21 protein-coding genes and 1 pseudogene are annotated in these 21531 nt (G+C 52.1%); 5 read left to right on the top strand and 17 right to left on the bottom strand.

Features of this window, described 5'->3' with window-relative positions:
• Positions 1–90: 90 nt before the first annotated feature.
• Positions 91–1476, bottom strand: a complete 1386-nt coding sequence (gene glmM / locus BMX22_RS03875) for a phosphoglucosamine mutase (protein WP_074740820.1) — start codon at positions 1474–1476, stop codon at positions 91–93.
• A gap of 133 nt (positions 1477–1609) precedes the next feature.
• Positions 1610–1882, bottom strand: coding sequence for an acylphosphatase (locus BMX22_RS03870; RefSeq protein WP_074740818.1), 273 nt, complete (start codon positions 1880–1882; stop codon positions 1610–1612).
• Positions 1883–2125: 243 nt separating this feature from the next.
• Here BMX22_RS03870 and hrcA point away from each other — a divergent pair, with 243 nt between their 5' ends.
• The 5 genes from hrcA (at position 2126) to dnaJ (ending at position 7177) form a co-directional block, all read left to right on the top strand.
• Positions 2126–3166 carry a heat-inducible transcriptional repressor HrcA gene (hrcA, locus tag BMX22_RS03865; protein ID WP_074740948.1) on the top strand — a complete coding sequence of 347 codons (1041 nt, stop codon included), beginning with the start codon at positions 2126–2128 and terminating at the stop codon, positions 3164–3166.
• A gap of 16 nt (positions 3167–3182) precedes the next feature.
• A complete protein-coding gene (gene grpE / locus BMX22_RS03860) occupies positions 3183–3761 on the top strand; it encodes a nucleotide exchange factor GrpE (RefSeq protein WP_318259672.1) in 579 nt (192 codons plus the stop codon).
• Positions 3762–3884: 123 nt separating this feature from the next.
• Positions 3885–5735, top strand: coding sequence for a molecular chaperone DnaK (gene dnaK, locus BMX22_RS03855; protein ID WP_074740816.1), 1851 nt, complete (start codon positions 3885–3887; stop codon positions 5733–5735).
• A gap of 3 nt (positions 5736–5738) precedes the next feature.
• Positions 5739–5912, top strand: coding sequence for a hypothetical protein (locus tag BMX22_RS16335; RefSeq protein WP_177172963.1), 174 nt, complete (start codon positions 5739–5741; stop codon positions 5910–5912).
• A 116-nt stretch (positions 5913–6028) separates the two neighbouring features.
• A complete protein-coding gene (gene dnaJ, locus BMX22_RS03850) occupies positions 6029–7177 on the top strand; it encodes a molecular chaperone DnaJ (RefSeq protein WP_074740814.1) in 1149 nt (382 codons plus the stop codon).
• Between the two features lie 190 nt (positions 7178–7367).
• Here the strand turns inward: dnaJ and BMX22_RS03845 are convergent, their stop codons facing one another.
• The 15 genes and pseudogenes from BMX22_RS03845 to BMX22_RS03770 form a co-directional block, all read right to left on the bottom strand.
• Positions 7368–7793, bottom strand: coding sequence for a DUF4190 domain-containing protein (locus BMX22_RS03845; protein ID WP_074740812.1), 426 nt, complete (start codon positions 7791–7793; stop codon positions 7368–7370).
• A gap of 112 nt (positions 7794–7905) precedes the next feature.
• Positions 7906–8274, bottom strand: coding sequence for a DUF2752 domain-containing protein (locus BMX22_RS03840; protein WP_177172962.1), 369 nt, complete (start codon positions 8272–8274; stop codon positions 7906–7908).
• A 7-nt stretch (positions 8275–8281) separates the two neighbouring features.
• On the bottom strand, positions 8282–8692 hold the full coding sequence (locus BMX22_RS03835; protein WP_074740808.1) for a DUF4190 domain-containing protein: 411 nt from the start codon (positions 8690–8692) through the stop codon (positions 8282–8284).
• A gap of 60 nt (positions 8693–8752) precedes the next feature.
• Positions 8753–9154: a DUF2752 domain-containing protein gene (locus BMX22_RS03830; RefSeq protein WP_074740806.1), complete on the bottom strand. Its 402-nt coding sequence runs from the start codon at positions 9152–9154 to the stop codon at positions 8753–8755.
• 13 nt (positions 9155–9167) lie between these two features.
• Complete coding sequence (locus BMX22_RS15765) at positions 9168–9893, bottom strand: DUF4190 domain-containing protein (protein ID WP_081349058.1); 726 nt, start codon at positions 9891–9893, stop codon at positions 9168–9170.
• Positions 9894–10010: 117 nt separating this feature from the next.
• A complete protein-coding gene (locus BMX22_RS03820) occupies positions 10011–10676 on the bottom strand; it encodes a hypothetical protein (protein ID WP_074740804.1) in 666 nt (221 codons plus the stop codon).
• The gene (locus tag BMX22_RS03815; RefSeq protein WP_177172961.1) at positions 10673–12988 is read right to left on the bottom strand and encodes an ATP-dependent Clp protease ATP-binding subunit; all 2316 of its coding nucleotides are present in this window, start codon (positions 12986–12988) and stop codon (positions 10673–10675) included. The genes BMX22_RS03820 and BMX22_RS03815 overlap by 4 nt, the downstream gene beginning before the upstream one ends.
• A 33-nt stretch (positions 12989–13021) precedes the next feature.
• On the bottom strand, positions 13022–13921 hold the full coding sequence (locus BMX22_RS03810) for a hypothetical protein (protein WP_143055468.1): 900 nt from the start codon (positions 13919–13921) through the stop codon (positions 13022–13024).
• 50 nt (positions 13922–13971) lie between these two features.
• The gene (locus BMX22_RS03805; RefSeq protein ID WP_074740800.1) at positions 13972–15138 is read right to left on the bottom strand and encodes a DUF5711 family protein; all 1167 of its coding nucleotides are present in this window, start codon (positions 15136–15138) and stop codon (positions 13972–13974) included.
• Positions 15139–15163: 25 nt separating this feature from the next.
• Complete coding sequence (gene truA, locus BMX22_RS03800) at positions 15164–15925, bottom strand: tRNA pseudouridine(38-40) synthase TruA (protein WP_074740798.1); 762 nt, start codon at positions 15923–15925, stop codon at positions 15164–15166.
• A pseudogene (locus BMX22_RS03795) lies at positions 15885–18535 on the bottom strand (YfhO family protein). Before BMX22_RS03795 ends, truA begins: the two are co-directional and overlap by 41 nt.
• Before the next feature lie 163 nt (positions 18536–18698).
• The gene (locus tag BMX22_RS03785) at positions 18699–19517 is read right to left on the bottom strand and encodes an energy-coupling factor transporter transmembrane component T family protein (RefSeq protein ID WP_074740793.1); all 819 of its coding nucleotides are present in this window, start codon (positions 19515–19517) and stop codon (positions 18699–18701) included.
• Positions 19511–20383, bottom strand: coding sequence for an energy-coupling factor transporter ATPase (locus BMX22_RS03780; RefSeq protein WP_074740791.1), 873 nt, complete (start codon positions 20381–20383; stop codon positions 19511–19513). Before BMX22_RS03780 ends, BMX22_RS03785 begins: the two co-directional genes overlap by 7 nt.
• Before the next feature lie 75 nt (positions 20384–20458).
• Positions 20459–21325, bottom strand: a complete 867-nt coding sequence (locus BMX22_RS03775; protein WP_074740789.1) for an energy-coupling factor transporter ATPase — start codon at positions 21323–21325, stop codon at positions 20459–20461.
• An 8-nt stretch (positions 21326–21333) separates the two neighbouring features.
• Positions 21334–21531: a DUF6440 family protein gene (locus tag BMX22_RS03770; protein WP_074740787.1), complete on the bottom strand. Its 198-nt coding sequence runs from the start codon at positions 21529–21531 to the stop codon at positions 21334–21336.

Below are 21531 nucleotides of genomic sequence, written 5' to 3'. Positions count from 1 at the left end.
CTCCTTTTTGGTGTTGTAATGATATATTTTGCTTTATAAAAAGGGCGGAAAAGTGCCAATGTTTTCCGCCCAATATTGTATCCTGTTGATTCAGACTGTGTGGCCGTTAGCCTTGATAACGTCCACTACGCTACTGACGTACTTGCGGCAGGTAGCCTCGTCCTCAGCCTCGACCATGACGCGCACGAGCGGCTCTGTACCGCTCTCTCGCACGAGAATGCGGCCCGTTGAGCCGAGCTCCTCGCCTACCTTCGCGACGATAGCCTGTACGTTGGGGTCGTTCTGAGCAGCCTTCTTGTCCTTGACGCGGACATTTTCGAGCACCTGCGGATATACGACGAACGGAGCTGCAAGCTCACTGAGCTTCTTCTGACGTGACATTATCACCTGCATCATTTTGAGGCTGGTGAGTATGCCGTCGCCTGTGGAGGCGTACTTCGAGAAGATGATATGTCCCGACTGCTCACCGCCGAGGCAGCAGCCGTGCTCCTTCATATATTCGTAAACATACTTGTCACCGACAGCGGTCTTGGCGTAGTCGATACCTATTTCGTCAAACGCCTTGAAGAGACCGAAGTTGGACATTACCGTCGCGACAACGGTATTGTTCACAAGCTTGCCGCGCTCCTTCATATATCTTCCGTAGATATAGAGGATATGGTCGCCCGAGATGAGCCCGCCCTTTTCGTCGACACAGAGGCAGCGGTCAGCGTCGCCGTCGTATGCGAATCCGACGTCACAGCCGTTCTCTACCACGTACTTCTGAAGGACTTCTATATGAGTGGAGCCCGCATTGTCGTTGATATTAGTGCCGTTGGGCGCGGCATTGATGACGTGCGTTTCGGCTCCGAGAGCGTCAAATACAGCCTTTGCGATGTTCCACGACGCGCCGTTAGCGCAGTCGAGAGCCACCTTCACGCCTCTGAACGAATACATTCCGAGGGAGATGAGATAGCCTATATAGCGATTCCTGCCCGCCACATAATCAACAGACCTGCCTATCTTGTCACCTGTAGCGAAGGGGAGTTCCTTCCACTCCTGCCCGAAAGCATTAAGGTTTCCGTCAAGGTAAGCCTCCACGAGCTCTATGACTTCATCCTCCATTTTCTCGCCGTTCCCGTTGATGAGTTTCAGGCCGTTGTCGTGGTAGGGGTTGTGGCTCGCAGATATCATAACAGCGCAGTCAAAACCGTCCACGCGGGAGATATAAGCGACCGAGGGTGTGGTAGTAACATGGAGGAGGTACGCATCAGCGCCCGAGGCGGTAAGTCCGCCAACAAGAGAATACTCGAACATATAGCTTGAGAGGCGGGTATCCTTGCCGATGACTATACGAGCGGGAGTATCGTCACCGCTGCGGCGTCTGAGCTCACCGTAGTACCAGCCGATAAAGCGTCCGACTTTAAAAGCATGGTCGGCAGTGAGGTTCTCGTTTGCAGTGCCTCTGAATCCGTCTGTGCCAAAATACTTACCCATAATATGTCTCCTTAATAACATAATGATGACACCGCTGAGCTATTCTGTTGTGATTTGATTATAACACACATAAAAAGTTCAGTCAATATCATTTGTTGCTGAAAATCGCGGTTCCTAACTGATAATTGCGGTCTCAGCGTATCTCGAAGCCGTAGTCTCCGTGAAGCGGAAGGCTCCTGACGCTCATATTTTCGATACGAACAAAGGTGCCCTTCTCGATAGCGAGTATCATGTCATCTATAGCCTTTTCGGTGCCCTCGGCCTCCATTTCGACCGAGCCGTCAAAACAGTTTTTCACCCAGCCCGAGACGCCGTAGGTCTGAGCCGCGTGATAGGCGCGGTACCTGAAACCGACGCCTTGTACCGAGCCATAGAATATGATATGTCTGCGTATCCTCTCTCCCATATGACGACCGACGTCCTTACAATGATTCACACAATAATAAGTATAGCACTATCGGACACGAAAGTCAATGGCAAATGTATAAAAAGCGAAATCTATGCCGAGAGCAGTTGTGCGAAATGACGAAAATGAATAAAAGCCTTGACATTGGCGCACAATAGTGGTAAATTTATATTAGCACTCGAAGATGTAGAGTGCTAAACAGTATCAAGACAAAGTCTTATACAGAGAAAGGTTGTGTTTTTCGTGGACGACAGAAAGCTGAAAGTCCTCGCTGCTGTGGTTGACGAATACATCAGGACAGGCGAACCGGTAGGCTCTAAGACCATATCTCAGCTTGAACACATCAAAGCCTCATCTGCTACTATCCGCAACGATATGGCTGTGCTTGAGCAGCTCGGCTACCTCGAGCAGCCTCATACATCCGCAGGAAGGATACCTACGTATCTCGGGTACAGGCTCTATATCGACGAGCTGATGACGCTCCCCGAACTGTCGGACGAGGAAAAGAAAATGCTCGACGAGAGGCTCGGCGATGCGGATACCCCCGAGGAACTGCTGGTGCAGAACGCCGCAGCCGCCCTCACGGAACTGACGCAGTGTGCAGCTGTGGTAACGAATTCGGCGCCTCGGTTCTCGGTAATATCAAAAGTAGAGGTCATACCAACAGGAAAGCGGCTTTACGTTATACTTCTCATCACATCGAACGGAAATATAAAGAATAAAGCTTGCAGACTTGAATTCGACCTCAGCCATGAGCAGCTCGACTTCTTCACAAAATATATCGACGAGAATCTCAGCGGTATCTCCGTTGACGAGCTCTCGGAGGAGATGCTCGACAAGATGATAGCAGCAGTCTCCGCATATATGGTAACGCTCTCACCGCTCGTCAAGGGCATATGCGAGCTGTCAGCCGACTTAAAGCAGCAGGAGCTGACCGTCAGTGGCGGAGAAAAACTCCTCTCCTGCGACGACCTCGACAAAATGGAGGTAGTACGCTTCATCGAGCACAAGCACGAGCTCACCGACCTGCTGGAGGAATCCTTCAGCGGCATACAGGTAAAGTTCGGAGCGGGCGGAAATTTCGCTATCGGCAATTCGAGCATGATAGTCTCGAAGTACCGAAGAAACGGCGAGGAAGCAGGCTCTCTCGGGATAATAGGTCCTATGAGAGTCGACTATAAAAAAATAATCCCTTACATCGAATACCTGACAGGAAAGATATCAGACCTGATGTCGGGCGATGAGGACAATACAGTTACGGATGCGGACTTCACGCAGACGTAGAAAGGAGCAGACAGCAGTGAAGGATAAACTGAAAGAAACCGAGCTTCCCGAGGAGGAAATGTCCGAAGAGGCTATCGCCGAAGAATTCGACGATGCTGCCGACGGCGCCGAGCTCACCGACGAGGATGACGCTGCAAGCGAATACAATGACAGTGCCGCTCAGTACGCAGAGCTCGAGGATGCCCTCGCTGAGGCAAACGATAAATACCTGAGACTCTTCGCCGAGTACGACAACTACAGAAAGCGTACCGCGCGGGAGAAGGCAGACACCTACTCGAATGCCGCTGCAAAATGTATCGAGAACCTGCTTCCCGTCATCGACAGCTTTGAGCGCTCGCTCGAAGCGGAGTGCAGCGACGATAACTTCAAGAACGGCATGAGTATGATATTCGGTCAGATGAAGGACTTCCTCACAAAGATGAACGTCACCGAGATAGAAGCTCTCGGGGCTGAATTTGACCCGAATTTCCACAATGCCATTCAGCAGCTCGACGGCACTGACTACGCGAGCAATCACGTTTGTCAGGTTTTCCAGAAGGGCTACATGATAGGCGACAAGCTGATACGCCCCGCTATGGTGGCAGTAGCAATTTAGCAGGAAACGCCGCCACGGCATTCCGCAATAATCACAAACAAGTAAATCCGTCCGCAAAGCGGACACCATAGCTAATGGCTAAGAGCTAAAGGCTAATGGCTTATAATACAGGAGGAATCAATTATGGGAAAAATCATTGGTATCGACCTTGGTACAACAAACTCTTGCGTAGCTGTTATGGAGGGCGGTAACGCAGTCGTTATCCCCAACAGCGAGGGCGCAAGAACAACACCTTCCGTTGTCGCTTTCACAAACAACGGCGAGCGTCTCGTAGGTCAGGTGGCTAAGAGACAGGCTATCACAAATCACGACAGAACAGTTTCTTCAATAAAGAGACACATGGGCTCAAACTATAAGGTTTCTATCGACGGCAAGAACTACACTCCTCAGGAGATATCCGCAATGATACTCCAGAAGCTCAAGGCAGATGCCGAGGCTTACCTCGGCGAGACTGTAACTGAGGCTGTTATCACAGTTCCTGCTTACTTCACAGACTCCCAGAGACAGGCTACCAAAGACGCAGGTCAGATAGCGGGCCTTAATGTAAGACGTATCATCAACGAGCCTACAGCAGCGGCTCTCTCATACGGTATCGACAAGGAAGAGGAGCAGACAGTCATGGTCTACGACCTCGGCGGCGGTACATTCGATGTATCAATCATTGAAATGGGCGAGGACGTACAGCAGGTACTTGCTACAGCAGGTAACAACCGTCTCGGCGGCGACGACTTCGACCAGCGCATCATCAACTGGATAGTTGAGGAGTTCAAGAAGTCCGACGGAGTTGACCTCTCACAGGACAAAATGGCTGCCCAGAGACTCAAGGATGCAGCTGAGAAGGCTAAGATAGAGCTCTCCTCCACTACAACTTCCAACATCAACATCCCGTTCATCACTGTTGATGCTACAGGCACTCCCAAGCACCTCGACCTCACTCTCACACAGGCTAAGTTCAACGAGCTCACAGCAGACCTCGTAGAGGCTACAATGGGACCTGTTCGTCAGGCTCTCAGCGACAGCGGTCTTAACATCGGCGAGATAAACAAGGTGCTCATGGTCGGCGGTTCTTCAAGAATCCCCGCTGTTCAGGAAGCTGTCAAGAAGCTTATCGGCAAGGACCCCTTCAAGGGCATCAACCCCGACGAGTGCGTGGCTCTCGGTGCTGCATATCAGGGCGGTGTTCTCGGCGGCGACGTCAAGAACGGTCTGCTCCTTCTCGACGTAACTCCGCTTTCACTCGGTATCGAGACAGCAGGCGGCGTATGCACAAAGATGATAGAGAGAAATACTACTATCCCGACCAAGAAGTCGCAGATATTCTCAACATATTCCGACAACCAGCCCGCTGTTGACATCAATGTTCTTCAGGGCGAGCGTGAGTTCGCACGCGACAACAAGCAGCTCGGAACATTCCGTCTCGACGGAATCGCTCCCGCACCGAGAGGAATCCCCCAGATAGAGGTAACATTCGATATCGACCAGAACGGTATCGTTCACGTTTCCGCCAAGGACCTCGGCACGGGCAAGGAGCAGAACATCACTATCACTTCTTCGACAAATATGTCCAAGGACGACATCGACAAGGCTGTCAAGGAAGCTGAGCAGTATGCTGCCGAGGACAAGAAGCGCCGTGAGGCTGTTGACACCAAGAACGAAGCAGAGAACCTCGTATTCCAGTGTGAGAAGGCTCTTGCAGACTTCGGCGACAAGGTATCCGCAGACGAGAAGTCTAACATCGAGACAAAGGCAGCTGCACTTCGCTCTGCTATCGCTGCCGACAACAATGACGAGATAAAGTCTCTCAAGGACGACCTCCAGAAGGCGTTCTACGACCTCTCTGCAAAGATATACCAGCAGGCTAACCCCAACGGCGGAGGAATCGACCCCTCGCAGTTCGCAAATATGGGCGGCGAAGCTGATACAAGCAGCAATAATGACGACGGAGTAGTTGACGCTGACTTTACCGAGGTTTAATAAATGAGTGAGAGAACGAAAAAGTTCCTGATGACTGCTGTCATTATCGGCGGACTTGTTCTCGCGGTATGGTTCGGGCTGAAATGGTTCGGCGGACTCGCGAATGACAACCTCGGCGATTATGACGGAGGAAGAAGTCAGGGCGAAGAGATCGTCGAAAACCAGCTCAATGGTTGAATAAAGCTTTTTAGGGCAGCGGAAATACCGCCGCCCTAAAGGCATATATGTACTCCAATGCATAATTCCGAATTATGCATTATGAATTATGCATTTTAATGAACGGAGAATAGATTATGGCTGAAAAAAGAGATTATTACGAGGTCCTCGGCATCCAGAAGGGCGCTACAGAGGACGAGATAAAAAAAGCCTTCCGTAAGAAGGCAAGAGAGAACCACCCCGACCTTCACCCCGATGATCCTTCCTATGTTGAGAAGTTTCAGGAGATAAACGAGGCGAACGAGGTGCTCTCAGACCCCGAAAAGCGTGCCAAGTACGACCAGTTCGGTCATGCGGGCGTTGATCCCAACTACGGCGGAGCCGACGGCTTCAGCGGTATGGGCGGCTTCGGAGATATGGGCGATATACTCGAGAGCATATTCGGAGGCTTTGGCGGTTTCGGAGGCGGTGCTTCGCGCTCGAACGCTAACGCTCCCAGACGCGGCTCGGATATACAGGAAAGCGTGACTATCAACTTCATGGACGCCTGCAACGGCAAGAAGCAGGATGTCAAGCTCTTCCGTATGGCAGTCTGCGAGTCATGTCACGGCACGGGCGCAGACGCGGGAACCACTGCCGATATATGCCCCGACTGTCAGGGACGCGGCAGCATAAAGACAACTCAGCGCACTCCGTTCGGAGCAATATCCTCAACCAAGCCGTGTCCTCACTGCGGAGGCAAGGGAAAGATAGTCAAGAACCCGTGTGCGAAGTGCCGCGGCGTAGGCAGAGTCAGAGTACAGAAGACCGTTACTGTGGATATCCCCGCAGGCATTGATGACGGACAGACCATTCGCCTCAGCGGTCAGGGCGACTGCGGTATCAACGGAGGCCCCGCAGGCGATCTTCTGCTCAATATCACCGTAAGGAACCACCCTATCTTTACACGTGAGGGCTACGATATACACTGCGATATACCCGTTACTTACCTCGATGCTGTCCTCGGTGCAGACATAACTGTTCCGACTATCGACGGCGACGTAAGATACAACATCGCCGAGGGAACACAGAACGGTACTGTATTCCGTCTCAAGGGCAAGGGCGTCAAGAAGGTGAACCGTCCCGAGCGCGGCAACCAGTACGTCAAGATATACGTCGAGGTACCGAAGAACCTCACGAAAAAGCAGAAGGACCTTCTCCGTGCATTCGAGTCCTCGCTCACTGAGAAGAACTACGCAAAGCGTCAGAGCTTTTTCGAGAAGCTGAAGGAAAAGTTCGACTTCTGAACATATGCAGAGGCCGATGCTCACATCGCCCCGAAAACGGCGGGCTGATGAGGGCATCAGCCTCTGCTTTTTTCATGGAACGCCTTACCGCCGTATTTACCGAATCAGTCGGGTGCGCGGAATACGCCCCTGTATAAAACAAAAAGGGTACACCATCGTGTACCCTTTTTCTTCATATTTTGTCTGTTCCTTAGAAGAACATTACAGCACCGCTGTTGAGACCCTCCTGGAAACCTTCCATAAAGCTGTTAGAGAATGCCTCACCGCTGCCTGTAACAAGGTTGATGATAACAGTGATGACGTAGATAACGAGGGCTACTGCACCGAGGATAATACCTGCAAGAGCCATACCCTGCTTGGGAACGTTCTTCTTCTTTGCGATGATACCAACAACGATAGCTGCGATATCAAAAGGAACGCCGAGACAGCAGCAGCAGCTGAAAACGAGACCTACGATACCGAGAACGAGAGAAACGATAGAAAGGGTCGCCTTCTGCTCGGGCTCGGGAGAGTAAGCGCTGTAGCCTGTGCTGTAATCTGTTGTGGTCGAATAAGAAGTGTCTGTGCTCGATGTATCGGAAGCATCGGGCATACCTGTGTTGAAGTTGTCTTCCATAAAACCATCCTCCAAGATTTAAAATTTACATATATTATGTTATCATATTATTTCCGATTTGTCAAGAGATTGTCAGAGAAAAGTTTCTGACCACTGCCCATTTTTTGCGGTTTTACGGTGGAGCAAGCACAGGGAAAAAGTTGCGGAGCACGAAAAAAACAGCGTAGACCGCAATTATCGCTCCCCACAGCCACATCGACCGCGGCACTATCTTCACCTTTTTGCCGCATATATCGGAAATGAGCTCGATATAGAAGCCAAGCGGCACTGCGACAAGGAATGGGACATCGGGGTTGCTGCGGAACGCCAGCCACAGCCTCCCGTGGACGAGGTGGTTCACGGCACGGGTATTCCCGCACCCCGGACAAAGCAGCCCCGTCAGCTTATAGAACATACACGGGAAATAATGTCCGACAGACATTATATGATCACGAAGCAGGAAGAGCACGATCAGCGCGAGCGGTACTGCTGCCGCGATCATTATCTTACTACGCCTGCTGAGCGGCATATTGCGTCAAAAAGTCGCCCATTTCGGTATTTGTGAAGATATCGAGGACGCAGAAAGCGACATAGAGGAGAATGATAAGCAGGAAAATGCCTGTTGAAACGATACCGCATATCAGTCCCGCCATACCCTTGCCTCTGCCGTTCTGATTGGTCTTGGAATTCAACTGGAATATGCCCAGTATTATAGCTGCGATAGCGAACGGCATATTAGTGCCAGGAGCACAGCAGCTAAACACCACAGCCATCACAACCGATGTGATACCGAGCACCAGCGATACTATGCCGAGCGGATTATCACGCTGCGGAGGCGGATATGCTCCGTAGTAATAGCCGTTATGATTGTAGTACGGCTGCTGATCATAATTGTTCTGACTATTGTATTCGTTAGCCATAGTTTTCCTCCTTATGGGGGCTTGTAGAAAGGGTACACAAAGCTGTGTACCCTTTGATGCTTATGAAATTGGCGCCAATATCGGAAAAATGTTCCGCAGCACGTAAAACACCAGCAGAACTCCGAGCACAGCGAGCCAGAAGAACTGATTCTTCGGCATAAAGCTGACCTTTCTGCCGAAGACATCGAACGCGAGCTCCGTATAGAAACCGAGCCCTGTCAGTCCGAGCAGAATTATTATCGGATTGTTTCTGAAGGATATAATCGGATGAAGGTGCAGAAGCGCCTTTACCGCTCTTGTATTGCCGCAGCCGGGACAATGCATCCCTGTCAGCTCATGGAACACACACGGACCGAGCAGCCCGCTGAGCTGCATTATCGGTGTCCTTAATATGTATACGAGCAGCAGCAGTATCGGCACGCCGACGAGCACTGCGAGCTTTACTCGCTTAGCTTTATTCATTTTCAGTCAGCACTTAGTTGGCGTCAGCAACTGCTTTGATTATTGAGAGAACGAGAGAAATGATACCGAGCAGGATAGCTACAGCACCCATGATGATGCCTGCGAGAGCCATACCGCTGCCGGACTCGTTCTTCTTCTTGGAAATGATACCTGTAACGATAGCTGCGGCAGCGGGAATGATATTTATGCCCCAGCAGCAGCAGCTTACGATAGAAACTATACCGCAGACGAGCGATATGATAGCGAACAACTTGCTGTCCTCGGGCTGTCCTACGGGAGCGCCTGCGTTAGTGTAGATAGCGTTGGGCTGGATAGCCTTTTCAGCCTCAGTAGCACCGCTGTTAGCACCGCCAAAAGTCTCGCTGACAGTGTCAGCCACCTTCTCACCGAAGCTGTCAGCAGCCTCGCCGGCAGCGTTGACTACGCCTGCGACCTTATCGACGAAGGAATTGCCTTCTGTCTTTGCAGCGTCAGCAGCAGTATCGGCAGCAGCATCAGCAGCCTCGCCGGTGCCTTTTACAGCCTCAACGACCTTGTCGCCTAACTCGTCAGCACTCTCACCTGCGGCACCTACTACACCTGTTACGGTATCAACTACCTTACCGCCGATGTCTCCGGCAGCGTCTCCGATAGCCTCAACCTTGTCAGCGACTTTATCAGCTAATGTATCAGCGCCCTCCTGAGCAGCGTTGTTTACTTCCTCGGGAACGCCTGTGGGATTGAGTTTATTATCTTCCATGGTGTTTTCCTCCAAATAATTAAAAGTATAGGTATATAATAGCACAATAAAATGATAAAGTCAATATCTTGTGCCTTTTATTGCGAAAAAGTCACATCTTGCGTTATACGCAGCCTGTCACTTTACAGTTACGCTTCCGCCCGTCCAGTTTGTAAAGGCATACTTCTCGCGTGATTTATCGCCGTCAGTGCCGATGAACATATCCTCTCTCTCCTCGGTCGGAGGCATATAGTATATGCCTATCGGATAGACAGTCCCCTTCTTCGCATTTTCGGGCACTTTGAAGTAAAACTTCACTATCTCGCCGTCTCCGCCCATATCGCCGTCGAATATCTCCGTGAAGAAGATGCTTCCGAGGTGATTGTCGGTCAGTTCCTTTGCGACCTGATTCCTCCAGAGCATACAAACCGAGCCCGTCGAACGCTTCGACGCATCTCCGAGGTCATACTCCACTAAATTCTGTTTCTCGTCCGACATTACAGGCATCAGCTCGTCGCCGTATGTGATATGCAGCCCACACATCGACCACTTTTTTGCAGCACCGCTGACAAAGAGTGATACCTCCGCAGTCTCACCCGCAGCAGCCTCAACGTTTGAGAACATCAGCTGCGGACCCTCCGCAGCAGCCTTGATATCGTCGCTGTAGTAACCCGTAGGAGAAGTGGTATCCGCCTTTGAATCGGATGAAGGCGTATTTGATGAAGACGTACCGTCACTGCACGCAGCCGACAGCGCGAGCATTGCCGCAGCAGCGGCTATGGCAAATATTCTTTTAAAGTTCATTCTTCGGTCTGCTCCTTTTTCATTCCTGTAACAGTGATGGCACCGCCGTCTGCGGATATGTGTATCTCGCTGATACTTGAGGAATCGCTGATTATCATTTCCGCGACCTTGTCCTCGACGTCCTGACGGATAACGCGGCGAATGTCGCGTGCGCCGTAGGGCTTGCCGAAAGACTTCTCTGCGATGAGTGCAAGTGCCGCATCGTCGTAGCTGACAGTGATATTCTTCTCTGCGAGCGGCTCCTTCATCTCGTCTATCATCAGCGCGGCGATACGCGCGAAATCGTCCTTAGTGAGCTGCTTGAACACTACTATCTCGTCGATTCGGCTTATGAACTCGGGGCGCAGGAAATCGCGCAGACCCTTCATTGCCTTGTCGCGGGATATCTCATTCTCGGTGCGGTTGAAGCCTACTCCGACGCTCTTGTCGGTCGAACCCGCATTGGAAGTCATACAAATAATAGTATTCTCGAAGTTGATATTTCTGCCCTGAGCGTCGTCGATGTGACCCTCATCAAGTATCTGCATGAGGATATTCATGACGTCGGGATGAGCCTTTTCTATCTCGTCGAAGAGTATGACGGAGTAAGGCTTGCGGCGCACCTTTTCGGTGAGCTGTCCCGCCTCGTCATATCCGACATAGCCGGGAGGCGAACCTATCATTCTCGCGACGGAGTGCTTCTCCATGTATTCGGTCATATCGAGGCGTATCAGCGGCTCTGTTGAATCAAAGAGCTCCTCTGAGAGCGCCTTGACGAGCTCGGTCTTGCCGACGCCCGTAGGTCCGACGAATATGAATGAAGCAGGTCTGCGGCGCTTGTTGAGCTGCACTCTTGTACGCTTTATAGCACGGGTGAGCACCTCCACAGCCTCGTCCTGTCCGAGCACGCGCTTCTTGAGCGCTCCCTCGAGCTTGGATATCTTGAGAAATTCCGTCTCGGCTATCTTACTTGCGGGTATACCGGTCCAGAGCTCTACCACCTTGGTGATATCCTCCTCCGTGACCTGTACTCCCTCAGCCTTTTCCTTGAGCTGAGCCGCCTTGTCGCGGGCGTGGATGAGCTTGCTTTTTACCTCCGCGAGCGCCTGATAATCGGGCTCGCTCTGCTCCGAGAGGGTAGTCTCCATTCCCTCGAGAACGCCTATCTCCTTGACGATTTTCGCATACTCGGCTATCTCGGGCGAGCGTATATTCGCGTGAGCACAGCCCTCGTCCATCAGGTCGATAGCCTTATCGGGGAGGAAGCGGTCAGTGATATATCTCTCGGAGAGCACCGCGCACACTCTGATAAGGTAATCGGAGATGTGAACTCTGTGGTAGTCTTCGTAGTATTTCTTGATACCGAGGAGCACATTCACTGTGTCCTCGACGGTAGGCTCGGTCACAGTAACGGGCTGGAATCTTCGCTCGAGCGCGGAATCCTTCTCGATGTATTTTCTGTACTCACCGAAAGTCGTCGCACCAATGACCTGCACCTCTCCTCGGGAGAGCGCTGGCTTGAGAATATTGGCGGCATTCATCGAGCCCTCGGAATCGCCTGCTCCGACGAGATTGTGGACCTCGTCGATGAAGAGTATGATGTTGCCCTCTTTTTTGACTTCGTCCACAAGACCCTTTACACGGCTCTCGAACTGTCCGCGGAACTGAGTTCCCGCTACGAGAGCGGTAAGGTCGAGCAGATAGAGCTTCTTATCCGCGAGATTCAGCGGAACATCGCCCTCGTTTATCCTCTGGGCTATACCCTCGGCGATGGCTGTCTTGCCGACGCCAGGCTCACCGATAAGGCAGGGATTGTTCTTGGTGCGGCGCGAGAGTATCTGTATCACGCGCGCTATTTCCTTATCTCTGCCGATTATGCGGTCGAGCTGACCGTCCGCCGCCTTCTGTGAGAGGTTGGTGCAGTAGCTCCCGAGGAATTTCAGTTCCTTCTTCCTTTTCTCCTTCTCGGACTTATCGCGTCCGAAGAGTCCCTTTCTGCGCGGCTTATCCTCGCTGTCGGAAGCGGGAGAACCTCCGTCCTCCTTGGGCTCCTTACCCTCTTCGCCGCCGAACATATCCGAGATGAAGTCGGGCATGATGCCCTGACCGCCCATCTCAAAGGAATCCCCGTCGAGCATCCCCATCATCTGGTCTGAAAGCTGGTCGATCTCCTCGTCGGTGATCCCGAGTTTTTCCATATATTCAGATACCTGCGGTATCTTTCTCTCTCTTGCACAGGCGAGACAGAGTCCCTCGTTTTTCTTTTCATTGCCTTGTACAGAGGTGATGAATACCACGGCAGGTCTTTTTTTGCAGTTGCTGCACATTATCATAGAGTGTTCCTCCCATAGGATAGTCGGATAGTTTTACAGTGATGATACAAAGGTGTAGAAGTATTTGAAGACCAGTGAATCGTCGATGACGCTGTTGTTGAAGAACAGCATTTCGTCGCTGCCCAATATAGCCCAGACACGCACCAGCACGGCTGCTACCGTGACAAACAGGCAGCCCTTGATAATGCCGATGATACCTCCGCTGATATGCGAGCCTGCGTCGATGTGATCATCGTCTCTGGACATATACTGCTGGAGAATGAAGTATATCATAACAGCAGCCGCCACGAACAGTATCAGCACGCCTATCAGCTTGTATATCGTGACATAGGCGGGAGCTGTATAATTATCCGCTATGAACTTTGCAGCGGGAGCGCGGTCATCCTTGTTTGTCATCATCGGGATAAGCTCCTGCATCCCCTTGCTGTCCCTGCGTATCTCGCGGGCAGCGGTCTCTGCGGCGTACTTGCTCATATTCTGCGCCACGATGTCGCGGATAACGACGGCATAGCCCTCATGAAGTATATCGAGTGTCTGCTCATCATCAGCGATCTTGCGGCTGTTGATATTGTTCACATATTTCACGAGCCGAGCATCTATATCCGGCTCCTGACTGCTGAATATCCCATCCAGCCTTTCGGAGTCCACTTTCAGCGAATAGCCGAGCGATTCAAGGTACGATGCATACTTGTTGGTAAAGGTGTCTGCCTGTATTGCCTTTTCGATGTTCCTGATGCAGCTGCTCCGCATAGTATTGCGGTATAGTCCCTCTGCGGCAGATGTGCTTATACCGAGCGCCAGTGCGAGCGCTATTCCATATCCCACTGTGGTTATCGCAGCTTTCATCATTCCTTTTCTGCCTGATAAAAAAACGCAAATGAGTATTATCGCCGCAGCGATAACATCATAGAACCACCAAAATTGATTTCCCATGTTTTCTAACGTACGGACTTCAGCCCGTACAGCCTCCCTTCGGGCAGTGATCAGCTCTCATAGTTGATCCTGTCTATTTTGTTATAGCTTTTCAGATAAACGTAATTATCGCTTCTGACAAATCCCGTATACGAATCGTTTACCGCCGCTGTTGAGCGCAGCTTGCCGTTGAAGTCATAGGCAAGCACAGCATCCTTCTTCATGACGTAAGCCAGACCGTCCTCAACGCAGACGTCGATGAGCGGACTGTCGAATTCGATGACAACAGGCTCAGAGCTTCCGTCCTTGAACAGTGCCATTTCATAACGACGCCTGTCGTCGCTGTTTATGATGACGGCGGACTCGCCGTTTTCGCTCGAACCGCCCGCGAAGTCGCCCTCATAGCGGTAAAACGAGCTTATCTGCCCCTTGCTGTCGACATAGCCGCACGCGTCGATGCCCAGAACGAACGCGCCTCCGTCGAAGTTATAGACATCAAGTCCGAGCGTATCGAGTCCGGGAGAGTTCCATTTTTCCTTATCCTCGGTGAAGCTCGCCTCCTGTACCGATGTTACGAGGGCGCCGTTTTCAGCGTAGAAGTAGCTTATCACGCAGCCCTTGCTGCCCTCCTCGAAGCTGATATCGTTGACTCTCTCGACGCATTTTCTGCCGTATATCTCCTTGCCCTTGCGGTCGTAGACGAATATTTCGCAGTCGTAGTTATCAGAGGTAGTCACAACGGCAGTATATCCCTCTTTGCTCAGCCTTGCAAACATTATATTCTTATCGAGCCTGTCCGTATACAGGACGCCCGATTTGTCCTCGACGCTGAACTCCATACCGCCGCTCTCGAAGATGAGGGCTCTGCCGTTCACAGCTTCCATTACAGCATTTGACAGCGCGTGCTGACGGCGTTTTATTTCCCCGCCCTCCTCGTTATAGAAGTATATGTAGGCGTCGCTCATCACGATGATATTATCGTTCGAGCAGCTCAGCTGATACTGTGCGCCGCCGTTTATCTCCAGCGGGAAATTTCCCTCGGCAAGCCGTCCGTCATTTACGATTGTCTTGTACTGCGTTCCCAGTCCGCGCAGCTTAGGCAGCCACATCTCCTGCGTGAAGTAGAGTGCAGCCCCGAGCACAGCCAGTGCAAGTACGAGCAGCAGTTTTGCGAGCCTTCTTCTTCGTTTATCTCTGTTTTTCTGCTCAACGATGTCGTTGGCGTCATACATTGGCATTAAATTGCCTCCTTGCTTCTCTCTTTTATATATCGCCGAGGAGCTCGTCCTCGGAGTAGAACACACGGTTGAGGTAGAGCCCGTGCGCCATTGCAGTCCTGCCTGCGCGGAGACGGTCTCTTGCGGCGAGTATCTCAGGCATATCCTCGGGAGCGAGCTTGCCCTCGTTGATATCCAGCAGAGTCCCCGCTATTATCCTAATCATATTATACAGAAAACCATTCCCTTTTACAAGCATTATCACGGAATCACCACTATTTTCTATTTCAAGGGAATAAATTGTTCTGACGGTTGTTGATACGTTTGTACAGTCGGCACAAAACGACGCAAAATCGTGAGTTCCGACGAGATGGGCTGCTGCTGCCCGAGCCTTTTCAACATCGAATCGCCGCCTGTAGTGGAAAGCGAGGTCGGACGAGAACGGGTCTTTCGACTCGCGGCAGTGCATTCTGTAGATATACTCCTTTCCCTTGCAGTCGTACCGTGCATGGAAATCAAGCGGCACGTCCTCGCAGGAGAGTATGGATATATCATCGGGGAGCTCGCCGTTGACGCCACGGCAGAATCCGAGAGTACGTATCGAGCTCTCCGTCTTGACGTTGAAGCAGAAATTATTGGCATGAACGCCCGTATCGGTTCGCGAGCAGCCTGTAATGTTCACGGGCTCATTCAGCACTTTTGATACAGCTTTCTCGAGCACCTCCTGCACTGTAACGGCGTTAGTCTGCCGCTGAAAACCGTGGTATTCAGTCCCGCGGTAGGCTGTCATCACCTTCAGGTTCCTCATTTTTCACATCATCCGTTCCGTTGTTGGAGTCTGCTGGCAGAGCCGCCGCGCGGCGTGCTCTCCTGCGCTTATTTCTTGCTTTTTCGGCTGCGGCAATGAGAATGGCTATCACAGCCGCCGAGATGCTTATGATGATGCCCTTGCCGAGCCCATCGGGGAAGTATCTCAGCTCGACCTCGTGCTCTCCGGGACCTATCTCCGCGCCGAGCATCGCGTCAAACACCTTTTTTGTCGAAACTTTCTTGCCGTCGACGTAAACGCTCCAGCCGCGCTCATACGGTATCGAGAGGTAGAGTATGCCGCGCCTCTTGACATTTATGCTGCCCTTCAGCCTTGTGTCCGAGAACTCGGTCAGCACGAGCTGCTCGTCGGCAAATTCCTCATACGCACGCTCAAACGCCTCTTCGTCGAGTGCATAGACCTGCACATTGAACGAGCCCGTTTCCTTTTTCTCCTCAAAGTTGAGCACAGCCTCGACAGTGCTGCCCTCCTGACCGTTGCCCATGGGAAAAACTATCGGGTAATCGTCCGCTGAGATATTGCTGTCGGCGGTCAGGCCGTCGCACTTGACGTCAATCGTCTCTGCGGCGCCGCCCTTTGCGTAGCCGTAGAGATACGCCCCCTCAACGCCGTCGTAGGCAAGGGTCGCGGACGCCTTCTCATTCGGGTCGGAGACTTCATAGCTGTAAGTGCCTATCTCGTTTTTGAAGCCCGAGGCATTCTCAAATGTAAGTCTGCCGAGGGGCTGCCGAGTGAATATACCTTCATTCATCCCCGTACCGAGCATAACGATGTCGTTCTGGAACTCGAACGGATTATCCGCGGCAGCAAGCTCAAGCAGCGTCACTTTGCTGTTCATCATGAAGCCTATGGACATGGGATATTTGCTCCTGTACAGGTGTGACGAACCGTCCTCGGCAATGTGCTCGAGCGACATCTCACTGTTATTGAGCTCATTGCTCTTGGAAATAATATAGTTTATGCCCAGCAGGTCGTTGACCATAGGCGTAGAGTTGCGGTAGTAATAGCGGTTGCCCGCCTCGGAGGCATAGAGCCCGAGCTTTCGGAAATACCTCGTCACCGACACGTTTGCCATCGACGAGAACTGCGACACACCGTAGTATCCGTACAGCGAACTGTCGTTGAGAGTGTAAGTCGATGTCATCTCGGTACGTGAGAAGAGGCTGTCATCGTCCTCGCGCATAACCCCGAGGAGCTTCTGCACGCTGTCATTGAGATAGGGGTAGGAGGTATAGCTTGACGCGCCCACAGTCTTTACACCGATAATGGTATTGCTCGTGAGCTCCGCGATGACTGCCGCCGCGAGCGCGACATTTATGAAGCTCCTGCGGACGAGCCTGCCGCTGAAAGGGAAGAGCTTCCCCGCAGTGAAGATGAGCAGATAAGCTCCCGCGATGAAGAATGAAGCTCGTACAGCCTTCTCATTCGGAAATCCGTCCTGCGCCTTGACCGTCTTCCACACGTTCAGACCGAGGACGAGCGCGGGAGCGGGCACGAGCAGGAAAAGCTGGTATATGCGTATTCCTTTCGCGGTCATTACGTCATACGCTCGGAACGCCGCCGTAATGAGCACGAAGCAGAAGATGAAAGCGAATCGGTAGGGTATCTGATTCGTCGCATGAAAGCCGTGCCAGATGAAGTTGAGCACGTTCAGATTACAGCTCACAAATATCAGCGCGAGCAATGCTGTCAGCGATATTTTCTCGCGTATCTTTATCCCCGCCGAGAAGAGGAAAACTCCGAACAGCACCACTGCGAGCATTCCGCACGCGAAATTCGGGAGACCGTCTTTCTTTGCGGGCTCGCTGTAGGAGATAAGGTTCGCGATGATGTCGTACCACTTCTCGTACCAGCGGAGCTTGTCGGGGAATTTATTGTTTATGCTGTAGGTGAGCTTCAAGCCCTCATACGCAGGCAGGAGCATGAAAGCTCCGAGAGCGATGCCTATGACGGATGAGCGTATTATCAGCCACAGCTTGACGAAGAAGTCCTTGACGCCCCCACACTCCGTGACAGCCGCCGCGAAGAATGCAAAGAGCGTAAAAACGCAGGTGAAGTAGCCGATATAATAGTTGGATATCAGCGACAGCGCGAGCGCCAGCGTATAGAGCTTCCACTTTCTCTCGCGGCAGAGCGCAGCTACTCCCGTCATCACGAGCGGGAACAGCGCTATGGTATCGAACCACATAACGTTCCAGTAATAGCCGAGCATATAGCTGCACAGTGCGAACATCGACGAAAAAACGACTATCGAGAAGTCGCGGCGCTTGTAAGTATAGCGCAGGAAGCAGCTGAAAAAGCTCCCGCGAAGCCTATCTTCGCCACGAGGATAAACGTAAGCGCGTCGCGTGTGACAGAGTTCGGTGTGAACACTGACAGCAGGTTCAGCGGACTTGCCGCATAGTAGGATATCAGCGACAAGAAATTCGTACCCATGCCGTTCTGCCACGAATACAGGAACGAGCCTCCCGTTCGGAGCTTCTCACTGACCACGCGGAAGAACGGGTAGTACTGATGCCACAGGTCTACGACGAGCATCTGCTGCGAGCCAAAGGGGTGTATGCCTCGCTGCCCGAAGCCGATGAGCATCAGCACAGATGGTATTATAAAGGCGAGCGCGAAATAGAGCACGCCCTTGTCATACAGTATCACGCCCGCTCTGCTTTTTCTGAATCTCTCATATATCTCACGGGCAGACTTTTTAACCTTGCGTCTCATTATTATTTCCTTTGTTTTTCTCTTTGTTTATCTTTTATTGCGTTAATAGCTTGAAAACGATGCTGACCGCTATCGCCGCAGCATAGAAGATCAGCGTTATCACGAGCGCAATAACATCGCGGGGAGCAGCCCTCAGCTGCCTCAGCCTTGTGCGCCCCTCACCGCCGTTGTAGCAGCGGCATTCCATAGCAGTAGCGAGTTCGTCCGCACGTCTGAACGACGATATGAACAGCGGCACGAGAATGGATATCATATTTTTTGCCCTTGTCATGAAGCTTCCGGTGTCAATCTCTGCGCCTCTCGCCTTCTGTGCGGACATTATCTTGTCGGTCTCCTCGATGAGGGTAGGCACGAATCTGAGGGCGATCGACATCATCATCGCCAGCTCATGCACGGGGAATTTCAGCAGCTTGAGCGGCGAGAGCAGACGCTCTATCGCATCCGTAAGCGTAATGGGGGAGGTAGTATACGTCAGAAGCGAGCTGCCCATTATCAGCAGGACGATCCTTATTATCATAAAGACGCTGATGTTTATGCCGCCCGAAGTTATTTTCAGGAATTTCCACTTGAAGTAAACGTCGCCGCTGTCGACGAGAAGAATGTTCAGCACAGCCGTTATCAGCAAAAACGGCAGCAGAGGCTTCACGCTCTTCCAGAACATTTTCAGCGGTATCCGCGAGAGATACACCGCAATGAGCGTGTACACGGCTCCGACCGCGAGGCACACCACGTTGCTGCCCGTGAAGAGCATTAAAATGTATATCAGCGTAATGACGATCTTGAAGCGCGGGTCAAGTCGGTGGATGAGACTGTTTCCGGGGAAATACTGTCCAATGGTAACATCTCTCAGCACTGCCCTTCACCCGCCTTTCCCTGCAAGTGTCTGAGCAGCAGGTCACGCGCATAGGGTACGGTGTAGACCTCCTTACCGAAATCGAGCCCCTGCTTTTTCAGCTCTAAAAAAACCTTTGTTATCTGCGGCACATCGAGTCCTATCGCGGATATCTCCTCCGCTCTGCCGAAAACCTTCTCGGTGTCGTCGTAGCAGAAGAGCTTTGCCTTGTTCATGACGAGTATCTTGTCCGCGAAGCCCGCGATGTCCTCCATACTGTGCGAGACTATGAGTATCGTGTTCTTCTTTCGCTCGTGGTAAGCCTTTATGTGGGAGAGTATCTTGTCTCTGCCCGCGGGGTCGAGCCCCGCAGTAGGCTCATCGAGGATGAGCACCTTCGGCTCCATAGCCATGACTCCCGCAATAGCGACGCGGCGCTTCTGACCGCCCGAGAGCTCGAAAGGCGAGCGCTTGAGGAGCTCTTCCTTCAAGCCGATATCGTGGGCTGTCTCGAGGACGCGGCGCTTGATCTCCTTCTCGTCGAGCCCCATATTTCGCGGTCCGAACGCTATGTCCTTAAAGACGGTCTCCTCGAATATCTGGTACTCGGGGTACTGGAAAACGAGCCCGACCTGAAAGCGCACGTCACGAATTCTCTTCTTGTCCGCCCATATGTCCTGCCCATCGAGCAGCACCTTGCCCGAAGTCGGGCGGAGCAGACCGTTGAAATGCTGTATCAGCGTGGACTTGCCCGAGCCTGTGTGACCCATCACGCCCACCATTTCGCCTTCTTCTATTTTGAGGTCTACGTGGTCGACAGCCGTTTTCTCGAACGGAGAGCCGATACTGTAGGTATATGTGAGCTGCTGAGTCTCAAGAATTGCCAATTGTCATACCTCTTTCTATTGTAGGGGACGGCGTCCTCGACGTCCCGCATTTTATGTTGAACTTTTAGCCATTAGCTAACGGCTAATAGCTTTATTCTGCGCGAATAATTTCTGAATTGCCTCAACGCACTCCTGCTCGGTGATGATATCCTGCGGGATATCGCAGCCTGCCTTGCGGAGCTCCCACGCGAGCTCCGTCACCTGCGGTACATCGAGCCCTATCTCCATGACCTTCTCCACGTGCGAAAATACCTCGCGGGGAGTGGCGTCGAGCGCGACCGTACCCTTGTCCATGACGACGATGCGGTCGCACTGCGCAGCTTCATCCATATAATGGGTGATGAGCACGATAGTGATACCCTGCTCGCGGTTCATCTTACGTATCGTCGCCATGACCTCTTTTCTGCCCTGCGGGTCGAGCATGGCAGTCGGCTCGTCGAGGATTATGCACCTCGGCTGCATAGCAATTATGCCCGCGATAGCGATACGCTGTTTCTGTCCGCCCGAGAGCTGGCTGGGGGAGTGCTGGCGATAGTCGTACATATTCACTGCTTTGAGTGCGTCGTCCACGCGCCGTCTCATCTCCTCGTACGGTACACCGAGGTTCTCAAGCGCGAAAGCTACGTCCTCCTCGACCACCGACGAAACTATCTGGTTATCGGGATTCTGGAAGACCATTCCCGCGCACTGTCGGAGCTCGAAGATACGCTTCTCGTCGGCGGTGTCAATGCCTCCGACGACAACCTTTCCCGCGGTCGGGAGCAGTATCGCGTTGATATGCTTGGCGAGTGTGGACTTGCCCGAGCCGTTATGCCCGAGCACGGCGACGAATTCGCCTTCTTTTATAGTGAGGTCGATGCCCTTCAGCACTTCCGCAGCTTCCTTGCCGTCGTCTGCGGGGTAGCTGAAGTGCAGACCGCTTATTTCGATTATGTTTTCCATATCAGCCCTTATTTCTTAAATTTTTCTATCTCCTCAGGATCTGATATTACAGGCTTTCCCTCTTTGTCGAGAAGCGGAGTCAGTCCGCCCGAATAACCGTCCTCATGATAGAAATAGTTTACACCTGTTTCTTTGTCCACCCATATCTGTGAAACCGAAAACGTTCCCTGTGAATACACCTTTATGAATCTTTCACCTTTTGCCAT

The sequence above is a fragment of the Ruminococcus sp. YRD2003 genome, assembly GCA_900109435.1.
Lineage (GTDB): Bacteria > Bacillota > Clostridia > Oscillospirales > Ruminococcaceae > Ruminococcus > Ruminococcus flavefaciens_G.
Note: the sequence above shows the minus strand (reverse complement) of the source record. Positions and strands in the feature narration are given on the sequence as shown.

Bases quoted from the DNA above. Each gene is read 5' to 3' on its own strand.
- glmM (WP_074740820.1), bottom strand. From the start codon at position 1,476: ATGGGTAAGTATTTTGGCACAGACGGATTCAGAGGCACTGCAAACGAG.
- BMX22_RS03870 (WP_074740818.1), bottom strand. From the start codon at position 1,882: ATGGGAGAGAGGATACGCAGACATATCATATTCTATGGCTCGGTACAA.
- dnaK (WP_074740816.1), top strand. From the start codon at position 3,885: ATGGGAAAAATCATTGGTATCGACCTTGGTACAACAAACTCTTGCGTA.
- BMX22_RS16335 (WP_177172963.1), top strand. From the start codon at position 5,739: ATGAGTGAGAGAACGAAAAAGTTCCTGATGACTGCTGTCATTATCGGC.
- dnaJ (WP_074740814.1), top strand. From the start codon at position 6,029: ATGGCTGAAAAAAGAGATTATTACGAGGTCCTCGGCATCCAGAAGGGC.
- BMX22_RS03845 (WP_074740812.1), bottom strand. From the start codon at position 7,793: ATGGAAGACAACTTCAACACAGGTATGCCCGATGCTTCCGATACATCG.
- BMX22_RS03840 (WP_177172962.1), bottom strand. From the start codon at position 8,274: ATGATCGCGGCAGCAGTACCGCTCGCGCTGATCGTGCTCTTCCTGCTT.
- BMX22_RS03835 (WP_074740808.1), bottom strand. From the start codon at position 8,692: ATGGCTAACGAATACAATAGTCAGAACAATTATGATCAGCAGCCGTAC.
- BMX22_RS03830 (WP_074740806.1), bottom strand. From the start codon at position 9,154: ATGAATAAAGCTAAGCGAGTAAAGCTCGCAGTGCTCGTCGGCGTGCCG.
- BMX22_RS15765 (WP_081349058.1), bottom strand. From the start codon at position 9,893: ATGGAAGATAATAAACTCAATCCCACAGGCGTTCCCGAGGAAGTAAAC.
- BMX22_RS03820 (WP_074740804.1), bottom strand. From the start codon at position 10,676: ATGAACTTTAAAAGAATATTTGCCATAGCCGCTGCTGCGGCAATGCTC.
- BMX22_RS03815 (WP_177172961.1), bottom strand. From the start codon at position 12,988: ATGATAATGTGCAGCAACTGCAAAAAAAGACCTGCCGTGGTATTCATC.
- BMX22_RS03810 (WP_143055468.1), bottom strand. From the start codon at position 13,921: ATGGGAAATCAATTTTGGTGGTTCTATGATGTTATCGCTGCGGCGATA.
- BMX22_RS03805 (WP_074740800.1), bottom strand. From the start codon at position 15,138: ATGCCAATGTATGACGCCAACGACATCGTTGAGCAGAAAAACAGAGAT.
- truA (WP_074740798.1), bottom strand. From the start codon at position 15,925: ATGAGGAACCTGAAGGTGATGACAGCCTACCGCGGGACTGAATACCAC.
- BMX22_RS03775 (WP_074740789.1), bottom strand. From the start codon at position 21,325: ATGGAAAACATAATCGAAATAAGCGGTCTGCACTTCAGCTACCCCGCA.
- BMX22_RS03770 (WP_074740787.1), bottom strand. From the start codon at position 21,531: ATGGCAAAAGGTGAAAGATTCATAAAGGTGTATTCACAGGGAACGTTT.